The organism is Streptomyces sp. NPDC000075 (assembly GCF_040301925.1).
GTDB lineage: Bacteria > Actinomycetota > Actinomycetes > Streptomycetales > Streptomycetaceae > Streptomyces > Streptomyces polychromogenes.
In genome coordinates this window covers 108,107-117,740 of sequence record NZ_JBEPFL010000029.1, presented here as the reverse complement: position 1 = coordinate 117,740, position 9,634 = coordinate 108,107, and the positions used below count along the sequence as shown (strand labels likewise).

Genomic DNA, 9,634 nt, shown 5'->3' with positions numbered 1-9,634 from the left:
CGGGCGGGCCGGCGTGGGCGCGGCGGCCGCGCGACGGGGGCGCGGGCGGCCGCGGCGCCGCCGGTTCCGGTCTTCTGCGGGGTGTGCGCATGGGCTCCTCGTTCGGGGCGGTGCGGGTGGACGGGGCGCGGGCTCAGCGGGAGGGGGCGGCCCGCTCCGCAGGGGGCCGGGCGGAGGCCCGCGCGGACGCCGGGGCCTGGGCCGACGCGGAAGCCGCGGCGGAGGCCGACGCGGAGGCCGAGGCAGACGCGGAGGCCGAGGCAGACGCGGAGGCGGAAGCGGACACGGACGCGAACGCCGAGTCCGAGGCCGCCCGCTCGTCCGCCGTCGGGGACAGCGCGACGAAGGCGGCGGTGATGAAGAGGTACGAGCCGAGCCCGACCGCGAGGGGGAAGATGAACTGCATCGCGGTGGCTCCGGGCAGCGCCTGGTCCGAGGGGTTCACGCGGACGGCGACGGCCGTCATCCCGGTGTAGTGCATGCTGCTCACGGCCGCGCCCATGACGAGGGAGGCGAGGGCCACGGCCAGCGGCGACCGGATGTTGAGGGCGGCCCAGAGCGCGGCGGTCGCGGCGACGACGGCGATGGCGACGGAGATGCCGACGGTGAGGGGGTCGTAGGAGACCCGGCCGTGCAGGCGCAGGGCGGCCATGCCGAGGTAGTGCATGCTCGCGACGCCGAGGCCGGTGGTGAGGCCGCCGAGGACGAGGGAGCGGCCGCGGTCCTTGCCGTAACCGACGGCGAACACTCCGGCGCCGACGACGATCACGGCGACGAACAGGCTGAGCAGGGTCAGCGGCACGTTGTAGTGGATCTCGGTGCCGGTGACGTGGAAGCCGAGCATGGCGATGAAGTGCATCGTCCAGATGCCGGTGCCGATGGCGGAGGCCGCGGTGAGCAGCCAGTTGCGGCGGGAGGGGCCCGTCGCGGCGAGCGCGCGGACGGTGCAGCGCAGCCCGAGGGCCGCGCCTATCGATGCCATCACGTACGACAGCGCGGGTGTCAGCCAGCCATAGGCGGCGTGGTCCAGGTGTCCCATGGCCACGGGACGCTAGTCCGGGTGAGGGGGCGAACACGGGGCGCATTTCGAAAGCCGCTGGAACTGCTGGAATATGACAGAGATACGTTCATCTGCGATCGAGGCGAGGGACAGCTTGCACACGGGACGCTCCCGGTGCGGAATCATGGGCGCATGGACACTGCGAACCGCATGAGCGAGGACCCGGCGCGCGTACAGGAGTTCTTCGGGGCGCGCGCGGACGCCTGGGACGAGAAGTTCCCGGAGGACGGGCCGGCCTTCGCGACCGCCGTCGCCGAGTCCGGCATCCGGCCCGGCGACCGGGTGCTCGACGCGGGCTGCGGGACCGGGCGGGCCCTCGCCCCACTGCGCGCGGCCGTCGGCCCCTCCGGGACGGTGCTGGGCGTGGACCTCACCGAGCCGATGCTGGCCGCCGCCCGGCGGGCGGGACGCGACGCGCAGGGGGCGCTGCTGCGCGCGGACGTGGCCCGGCTGCCGCTGCGCGACGGGGTCCTGGACGCGGTGTTCGCGGCCGGGCTGATCGCGCACCTGCCCGAGCCCGCGGCGAACCTGCGCGAGCTCGCCCGCGCGGTGCGCCCGGGCGGCCGGCTCGCGCTCTTCCACCCGATCGGACGAGCCGCGCTCGCCGCGCGCCACGGCCGCGAGCTCACCCCGGACGACCTGCGGGCCGAGCACAACCTCGGCCCGCTGCTGGCCGGTTCCGGCTGGGAGATGACCTCGTACGCCGACGAGGACGCCCGCTTCCTGGTCCTGGCCGTACGCCGCCCCTGAGGCACCACCGTCGCCGCCCCTGAGACACCGCCTCCCCTGCCCGACCCCGCAGGCCCTAAGCCGGGGGCTGTGCGTCCGCCCCGGCCGGGCGGCGCGGGTGGGGCACCGGGCAGCCGCCGGCCCCGGGTACCGGGAAGGTGCCGAGCTCGCCCACGTCGTAGCCGTGGGGGTAGCCCTTGATCTCCGGGTTCTGGCGCGCGTAGTGCGGGGCGCTGCGCGGCGGCAGCAGCCGTACCGCCCGGCCGCGCAGCCGCAGGGCGCCGTGGACCAGACGGCTGACGGCGGGGTGCGGGCGCTCGTACCGGAAGGCCTTCAGCAGCGGTTCGTCCAGGAGGGCGAGGCTCGCGCCGCGCACGGCGGGGGCCAGGGGCGACGGGTACCAGGAGGCCATCAGGCCCAGGGTGGCGTCGGCGACCGCGCGGCCGCCTTCGTCCCAGCCGAAGTGGGCCTCCTCGTAGGCGTCGAGGGTGGACTCGAACTCCTCGTAGGAGCCCGGAACGTCCTTGATGCCCAGGTGCCGGCCGAGGGTCGCGTAGTAGTTGGCGCAGGCGCGGCGCTCGTGGTGGGTCAGGGGACGCCAGCCGTAGGCGTCGATCCAGCGGGACGGGATCACCACGAACGTGCACAGGACGTAGCGCATGTCGTCGTCGGAGATGTCGTAGCTGCGGTGCATCTGGTTGACCCGGCGGATCGCGGTGCGGGCCGTGTCGTGGTCGAAGCCGTGCTCCACGACCGCGTCGAGGAGCAGCGCGGTGTCGTCGTAGCGCTTCTGGGGGCGCTCGGTGAACTCGGTGGTCTCGGCGAGCAGGCCGCCGATGCTCGGGACGGCGTAGGTCCGGAAGAGGGCGAGCTCCAGGGCGCGGGTGAAGTCCCAGGGGAATTCGTAGGTGGCGGTGAGCCGGTAGATGGCGAGGAAGTCCTTGTCGGGGTCGAGCCGGAGGATCTCCTTCAGCCGGTCGTAACGCTGCACCGGTCTCCCTTTCTGTGGCGGGTGCTCAACTCTACGTGCAGGTGGCGGGCTTGAAAATCGCGTGCCGCCGGGTCTCGACGGGCGAGTTACCGGCTGGTTAGGGTGCGCCGGACGAGACTGCATCGGGAGGCCACGTGTCGGACGAGGAGGGCGGGGGCTCGCTGTACGTGCTGAGCGCCGTACTGCTGACCCCCACGCAGTTCCCGGCGGTGTTCGGCGACGACTTCCCGGAGGCCTGCGCGCTGCTGGGCGTGGCGCCCGCCGCCGGGGGGTACGGGCTCGTGCTCGGCCAGGACGAGGAGGGTGCCCGCTGGACGGTCGTCGTGGACGACGTGTCGCTCGTGGCCGCCGCCATCGCCTCCTGGGACTGCGGCATGGAGTACGACCTGTCCCCCGACGAGCGGACGGTGGTGCTCTCGCTGGCGGGCTGGCCGCTGGAGCTGACCGTCAGGGCGCCCGGCGTCCCGGCGCCGCACGACCCGGAGCGGGGCGCGGACGGGACCGGGCGGGTACCGCTCGCGCCGCCGGCGGCGGACACCTGGGGGCCGGTGCAGCGGCGGCTGGGCGCGGACCAGATCGCCCGGGAGTGGGCGGACTGGCGCGAGCGCGTGGCGGAGGACGGCGGGGCCGCGGCCGCCGCGCACCCCGGGCTGGCGCGGGCGCTGCGGGAGGCCGGGGACTACACCCGGCAGGCGCCGCCGCCCGGGCGGGTCCGGTCGGCCTTCGCGGGTGAGGGCGTACGGACCCTCCGGGCGGACGGGCCCGGCTGGTCGCTGGTGGCCCGCACGGACGACGCGGCCTTCGTCCTGCTGGACGAGGAGCCGGGCGAGGTGCTGGCGGTACCCCGCGAGGCGGCGGGCGGACTGCCCGAACTGTCCGGTCTGCTGGCGGCGCTGGACCGCGTCGCGGCGCGGCCGGCCTGAACCGGAGTGGACACGAGGGGGAACGGGGAACGGTGATGGTGGAGTCGACGCCCGTGGGCGTGGTCGTGGGCGGACGGGCTGAGGTCGTGGACGACGACTGGGGGCGGGAGCGGGCCGTGATCCGGCTGGACGCCGGCCTCTTCGGCCCTGAGGCCCTCTACGGGCTGGAGGACTTCTCGCACGTCGAGGTCGTCTACCACTTCGACCGGGTGCCCGCGGAGAAGATCGAGACGGGAGCCAGGCACCCGCGGGGGAACGAGGACTGGCCGCTGGTCGGCATCTTCGCCCAGCGCGGCAAGAACCGGCCCAACCGCCTCGGGGTCTCCCGCTGCCGGGTGGTGCGGGTGGACGGGCTGGACGTGCACGTGGAGGGCCTGGACGCGGTGGACGGCACCCCGGTGCTCGACCTCAAGCCGTACATGGACGAGTTCGGCCCCCGGGGCGAGGTGCGCCAGCCGGAGTGGGCGACGGCCCTGATGCGCGACTACTACTGACGCGCGACCACGGCTGACGCGGTGACCACGGCTGACACGGCGGCCACTGCTGGCGCGGCTCAGACGCGCTCGAGCGGTATGTGCGGCAGCGGCGGGAGGGTGACCGTGATGCCGTCGCCGGGGCGGACCGTGCCGCCCCGGTGGACGACGCCCATGATGCCGGCCTTGCGGACCACCCTGCCCTCCTCGTCCCGGCCGACGACCTGCTTGAGCAGCCCGTCCTGGAAGGCGTTGATCTGCGGGCAGGGGTTGCGCAGGCCCGTGACCTCCACGACGGCCTCCTCGCCCAAGCCCAGCAGGGTGCCGGTCGGGAGCGTGAGCAGGTCTATGCCCTCGGTGGTGACGTTCTCCCCGAGCTGGCCGGGCGTGACGCTGAAGCCGGCCTCGGCGACCTCGTCGAAGAGTTCCCGGTGGATCAGGTGCACCTGGCGCAGATTCGGCTGAGTCGGGTCCTGTGCCACGCGTGAACGGTGCTTGACCGTGACCCCCGCGTGCACGTCCCCCTCGACGCCGAGGCCGGTGAGCAGGGTGATGCTCTCCCGGTTCGGCTTCGTGAAGGAGTACACGCCGTTGCTACTGACCGCCGCGACCCGTGCGGTGTCGTTCATCTCTTGGTCCCCCCTGCCGTCGCCGCTCTCAGCGGCCGATCCGCTTCCTCGACACTCCCCGCACCCGGCGCCTCTGGGCGGGGTCCAGGAGAAGGTAGGCCAGGACCGGGATCCCGATCAGGACCGCCAGCGCCGGCCAGAACCCGAACAGCCAGAACAGCACGACCGCCGCCGCGACCGCGACGACCGCGGTCCTTCCGCTCCTCGACATCGCGGACACCTCCTCCTGTGTGCTGCCGGGCACTAACCGCACAACGTGCCGCGACGGTGGCGCGTTCCCGGCCACGTGCCCGGTCGTGTTCCCGGCCACGCGGACCCTACGCCACATGATCGCCCGCGAGGCTGCCGCGTGACCCGGGTCACTCCGGCGCCGCGTCCGGCGGGCCACCCGGGTGGGGTACTCTCGGCCGCCCCGTACCCGGCAGGAACGACTGAGGAACGCGTGCTCCCCGAGATCTCCGGCCTCGTCCACCGCTCCGCCGTCTTCCTGCCCGCGGACCCTCCGCGCGAGGGGCGCATCGCTTTCTGGCACCCGGACGGCGCCGCCCTCCCCCCGGCGGCCCTCCCCCCGGCGGCCGTCGCCGAAGAGCTCACCGTCGTCACCCCGGACCTCCGCCTCGCCACCGTCCCCGCCCTGGTACTGCCCGTCGGCGCCGCCCTCCCCGTCCTGACCCGGGCCAGTGCCGCCGCTACCCCGGGCCCCTCCCCCGCCTCCCCCGTCGCGTTCTGGGGGGCCGCAGCACTGCTCGCCCTGGGCTTCGCCGCGCGCGGGCTGCTCCTGCCCGGCCTGAGCCCAGGGGGCCACGACGCCTGGCGCATGGGGCCGCTGGACGCCGAGGACCTCGGGCGGATCCGCGAGCTGGCCGCCGCGATGCCGCCCGGGGCCCATTGCGTCCCCTTCAGCCCCACCGACCCCAGCGGCCCCGGCGACCCCCTGGGCTCCCCCGGCCCGCTCCGACTGCCCACGCCCGAGCCCCTGCTGCGGGCCTTCCTCGACGCGGTCGCCGACACCCTGCCCCGCTCCCCCGCCGCACCCGCCGCCACGCGCGGGCCCGCCTACGCCGCCGTCGGCACGGCCCGGGACACCCTCCCGTACGCCGCCCTGCGCCCCTGGGCCGACGAGGTGGCCGCGACCCACGACGCGGGGATCCGGATCTCCCTGCGCCTGGAACTCCGGGAACCGGCCGAGCCGCGCAGGCCGGCCGGTACGTCCGGAGCACCCGGCCCCTCCGCCGCCCCCGCCTTCCGCGCCGTCCTGCGCCTGCACGGCCGCGCCGACGCCTCCCTGGCCGCCGACGCCGCCGACGTCTGGGCGGCCTCGCACCCCGCCGGGGCGGCCTTCCCGCCCCGGGCCCGGCTGGACGCCCTGCGCGCCCTGCGCCGCGCCGCCCGCGTCTGGCCGCCCCTCTCCCCGCTGCTCACGGCCGCCGTACCGGACTCCGTGGACCTCGCCGACGAGGAGGTCGGGGAGCTGCTCGGTGACGCCCGCGCCGCGCTCGCCGCCGACGGCGTCCAGGTGCACTGGCCGCCCGGGCTGGCCCGTACCCTCACCTCCCGCGCCGTCATCGGCACCGGTGCCGTACCCCCGCCCCCCGGCTCCCCCGCGCTGCCTCCCAGCACCCTGTTCTCCCTCGGCTGGTGCCACTCCCTCGGCGAGGGGGCCGGCGACCTCACCCCCGCCGAACTCGACCGCCTCGCCGAGGCGAAACGCCCCCTGGTGCGGCTGCGCGACCGGTGGGTGCTGGTCGACCCCGCCGCCGTGCGCGCCGCCCGCGCCCGGCGGGAGCGGCCCGCCGCGGTCACGGCCGCCGACGCGCTGGCCTCCGTCCTCACCGGCTCGGCGGAGATCGACGGCGTCCGCGTCGAGGTCACCGCAGCCGGGGCGCTGGCGGCGCTGCGGGACCGGCTGACGGGTGAGGTGGGGCCGGTGGTGGCTCCGGTGGGGCTGAAGGCGGTGTTGCGGGATTACCAGCTGCGGGGTCTGGCGTGGCTGGACCTGATGTGTTCGCTGGGGCTGGGGGGTTGTCTGGCGGATGACATGGGGCTGGGCAAGACGGTGACGCTGATCGCGCTGCATCTGCGGCGGGCGCGTCCGGAGCCGACGCTGGTGGTGTGTCCGGCGTCGTTGCTGAGGAACTGGCAGCGGGAGATCGAGCGGTTCGCTCCGGGGGTGGCGGTGCGGCGTTTCCACGGCGGGGACCGCAGCCTCGACTCCCTCGACGGCGGCTTCGTCCTGACCACCTACGGCACGATGCGCCGGGAGGCCGCCGGACTCGCCGCCGTCCCCTGGGGCATGGTCGTCGCCGATGAGGCGCAGCACGTCAAGAACCCCCGCTCGGCGACCGCGAAGGCCCTGCGCACCATCCCCGCCCCGGCCCGCGTCGCGCTCACCGGCACCCCGGTGGAGAACAACCTGTCCGACCTGTGGGCCCTGCTCGACTGGACCACGCCCGGCCTGCTCGGACCGCTCACCACCTTCCGCGCGCGCTACGCCGAGCCCGTCGAATCCGGACGCGACCCGCGGGCGGCGGCCCGGCTGGCGGCGCTGGTGCGGCCGTTCCTGCTGCGCCGCAGGAAGTCCGACCCCGGTATCGCCCCCGAGCTGCCGCCCAAGACCGAGACCGACCACCCCGTCACGCTCGACCCCGAACAGGCAGCCCTGTACGAGGCGGTCGTGCGCGAGGCGCTCGCCGCGATCTCCGCGTCGGACGGGATGGAGCGGCGCGGCCTCGTCCTGAAGCTGCTGACCGCGCTCCGGCAGATCTGCAACCACCCCGAGCAGTACCTCGGGGAGCACGCGGCCGACGCCCCCTCCGGCAACCGGTCGGGCAAGCTGGAGCTGCTCGACGAGCTGCTGGACACGATCCTGGCCGAGGGCGGCTCCGTACTGGTCTTCACCCAGTACGTGACCATGGCCCGCATCCTCGAACGCCACCTCGCCGCCCGGAACATCCCCACCCAGCTCCTCCACGGCGGCACCCCCGTCCCCCGCCGCGAGGAACTCGTCGACCGCTTCCAGTCCGGCCAGGTCCCCGTCTTCCTGCTCTCCCTCAAGGCCGCCGGCACCGGCCTCAACCTCACCCGCGCCGGGCACGTCATCCACTACGACCGCTGGTGGAACCCCGCCGTCGAGGAACAGGCCACCGACCGCGCCTACCGCATCGGCCAGACCCAGCCCGTCCAGGTCCACCGCATCATCGCCGAAGGCACCGTCGAGGACCGCATCGCCGAACTCCTCGCCTCCAAACGCGCCCTCGCCGACGCCGTCCTCGCCACCGGCGAGACCGCCCTGACCGAACTCACCGACGCCGAACTCGCGGCGCTCGTGGCCCTGCGCCCGGCGCCCTCCGGGAGCCACGGATGAGCGACCCGTACGAGCGCACCTTCCGGCCCCTGCCCGCCCCCACCGGCCGTGGCTTCGCCACCACCTGGTGGGGCCACGCCTGGCTGCGCGCCCTGGAGGACAGCGCGCTGGACGGGGAACAGGTCCGCCAGGGCCGCCGGTACGCCCGCGCGGGCGCGGTGGGAGCGGTCTCGGTGCGCCCCGGCGGGCTGACGGCGGTGGTGCGCGACCGGGACGGGACGGCGCACCGGACGGACGTCCTGGTACAGCGGTTCACCGAAGCGGAATGGGACCGGCTGCTGGGTCTGGCCGTCGCCGAGTCGGGCTGGGTCGCGGCGCTGCTGGACCGCGAGGTGCCGCCGGAGCTGGCGGCGGAGGCGGCGGCCGCCGGGGTGGACCCGCTGCCCGGGCTCGGCGACCTCGACCCGCGCTGCGACTGCGGGGAATGGGACCACTGCGCGCACACGGCGGCGCTCTGCCACCAGGTGGCACGGCTGCTGGACGAGGACCCCTTCCTGCTGCTGCTCCTGCGCGGCCGCGCGGAGCGGGACCTCCTGGAGGAGCTGGCGGACCGCGGCGCGGCGGGGGCCGGACCGGAAACGGAATCCGGGCCCGGGCGCGGGCCGACGGCCGACCCCGGGATCCCGGCGGCGGAGGCCTTCGGCGCCGGGCGGAGCCTGCCCCCGCTGCCCGGCCCGCCCGCGCTGCCGCCGGAGCCGGGGCAGCCCCCGACGCTGGACACGGAGACCGAGCCGGCCGGACTGGACGTGGACGCGGTGGAGTTCCTCGCGCAGGCGGCGGCGTCGCAGGCGTACCGGCTGCTCGCGGAGGCCCTCGCTCCGGGCCACGCGTCGCGCCCGCCCGGACCCCCGCCGACCGTCGCCGAAGATGCCGTACGGCTCACCGCCGAGGCGGCCGATTTCCGGCTCTGTTACCGCCTGGCGGTGGCTGCCGGACGGGACGGGGCGGCCATGGACCGGGCCGTCCGGGCCTGGGGCTTCGGCGGGGCCCCGGCCCTCGCGGCGCTGGAGGACGACTGGACGCCGGACCGCGCCGCCCTGGCCCGGGCCCGCTCCGCCCTGGCGGCGGCCTGGCCGGACGAGGAGGCCCCGGAGCTGCGGCGGGTCCGCGCCCGCTGGACGGCCCCGGGCGCGCGCCGGCAGCTCCGGCTCGGGCGGGACGGCCGCTGGTGGCCGCTGCGCCGCGAGGCCGGCCGGTGGGTCCTGGCGGGCCCGTCCTCCCCGGACCCGGCGTCGGCACTGGCGGCGCTGCCCGAGGACGGGGGCTCTGACGGGTCTGACGGGGCTGACGGCTCTGACGGGACTGACGGGTCTGACGGGTCTGACGGGGCGGGGGAACCCGGGGAGCCGCGCTGATCCCGGCCGGGTCAGGTCGCCGACTGGCCGACACACCCCTTGCCGGGCTCCCGGACCCGCACCACGATGGGGGCGCTCCGCTTACCGCGGCTCCACGGTCCCTGGGGAGG

General features: G+C 75.9%; 9 protein-coding genes. 5 read left to right on the top strand and 4 right to left on the bottom strand.

What is annotated here, in order from left to right; all coding sequences use genetic code 11:
• Positions 1–133 precede the first annotated feature (133 nt).
• Entirely contained in the window at positions 134–1,039 is a 906-nt protein-coding gene (locus ABT403_RS28740; protein WP_344150444.1) for an MHYT domain-containing protein, read from the bottom strand.
• A gap of 171 nt (positions 1,040–1,210) precedes the next feature.
• On the opposite strand from ABT403_RS28740, the gene ABT403_RS28735 reads away from it, so the two are divergent.
• Complete coding sequence (locus ABT403_RS28735) at positions 1,211–1,810, top strand: class I SAM-dependent methyltransferase (protein WP_344150941.1); 600 nt, start codon at positions 1,211–1,213, stop codon at positions 1,808–1,810.
• Between the two features lie 55 nt (positions 1,811–1,865).
• Here ABT403_RS28735 and ABT403_RS28730 read toward each other — a convergent pair whose 3' ends face one another.
• Entirely contained in the window at positions 1,866–2,780 is a 915-nt protein-coding gene (locus ABT403_RS28730) for an oxygenase MpaB family protein (protein WP_344150441.1), read from the bottom strand.
• A 134-nt stretch (positions 2,781–2,914) separates the two neighbouring features.
• Between ABT403_RS28730 and ABT403_RS28725 the strand changes: the two genes are divergently transcribed.
• Positions 2,915–3,703, top strand: coding sequence for a hypothetical protein (locus ABT403_RS28725; protein WP_344150438.1), 789 nt, complete (start codon positions 2,915–2,917; stop codon positions 3,701–3,703).
• Positions 3,704–3,738: 35 nt separating this feature from the next.
• The gene (locus ABT403_RS28720) at positions 3,739–4,197 is read left to right on the top strand and encodes an SAM-dependent methyltransferase (RefSeq protein ID WP_344150436.1); all 459 of its coding nucleotides are present in this window, start codon (positions 3,739–3,741) and stop codon (positions 4,195–4,197) included.
• A gap of 59 nt (positions 4,198–4,256) precedes the next feature.
• Here the strand turns inward: ABT403_RS28720 and ABT403_RS28715 are convergent, their stop codons facing one another.
• Both ABT403_RS28715 and ABT403_RS28710 read right to left on the bottom strand, forming a co-directional pair.
• Positions 4,257–4,805 carry an MOSC domain-containing protein gene (locus ABT403_RS28715; RefSeq protein WP_344150434.1) on the bottom strand — a complete coding sequence of 183 codons (549 nt, stop codon included), beginning with the start codon at positions 4,803–4,805 and terminating at the stop codon, positions 4,257–4,259.
• Positions 4,806–4,833: 28 nt separating this feature from the next.
• On the bottom strand, positions 4,834–5,016 hold the full coding sequence (locus ABT403_RS28710) for a tail-anchor membrane protein (RefSeq protein WP_344150431.1): 183 nt from the start codon (positions 5,014–5,016) through the stop codon (positions 4,834–4,836).
• 231 nt (positions 5,017–5,247) lie between these two features.
• On the opposite strand from ABT403_RS28710, the gene ABT403_RS28705 reads away from it, so the two are divergent.
• Positions 5,248–8,169 (top strand): SCO1167/SCO6262 family helicase, encoded by a 2,922-nt coding sequence (locus ABT403_RS28705; protein ID WP_344150428.1) that lies wholly within the window; start codon positions 5,248–5,250, stop codon positions 8,167–8,169.
• Positions 8,166–9,524, top strand: a complete 1,359-nt coding sequence (locus tag ABT403_RS28700; RefSeq protein WP_344150425.1) for an SWIM zinc finger family protein — start codon at positions 8,166–8,168, stop codon at positions 9,522–9,524. Before ABT403_RS28705 ends, ABT403_RS28700 begins: the two co-directional genes overlap by 4 nt.
• Positions 9,525–9,634: the final 110 nt, after the last annotated feature.

Coding starts and splice junctions, on each gene's coding strand:
- ABT403_RS28740 (WP_344150444.1), bottom strand. CDS start 1,039: ATGGGACACCTGGACCACGCCGCCTATGGCTGGCTGACACCCGCGCTG.
- ABT403_RS28700 (WP_344150425.1), top strand. CDS start 8,166: ATGAGCGACCCGTACGAGCGCACCTTCCGGCCCCTGCCCGCCCCCACC.
- ABT403_RS28710 (WP_344150431.1), bottom strand. CDS start 5,016: ATGTCGAGGAGCGGAAGGACCGCGGTCGTCGCGGTCGCGGCGGCGGTC.
- ABT403_RS28735 (WP_344150941.1), top strand. CDS start 1,211: ATGAGCGAGGACCCGGCGCGCGTACAGGAGTTCTTCGGGGCGCGCGCG.
- ABT403_RS28715 (WP_344150434.1), bottom strand. CDS start 4,805: ATGAACGACACCGCACGGGTCGCGGCGGTCAGTAGCAACGGCGTGTAC.
- ABT403_RS28720 (WP_344150436.1), top strand. CDS start 3,739: ATGGTGGAGTCGACGCCCGTGGGCGTGGTCGTGGGCGGACGGGCTGAG.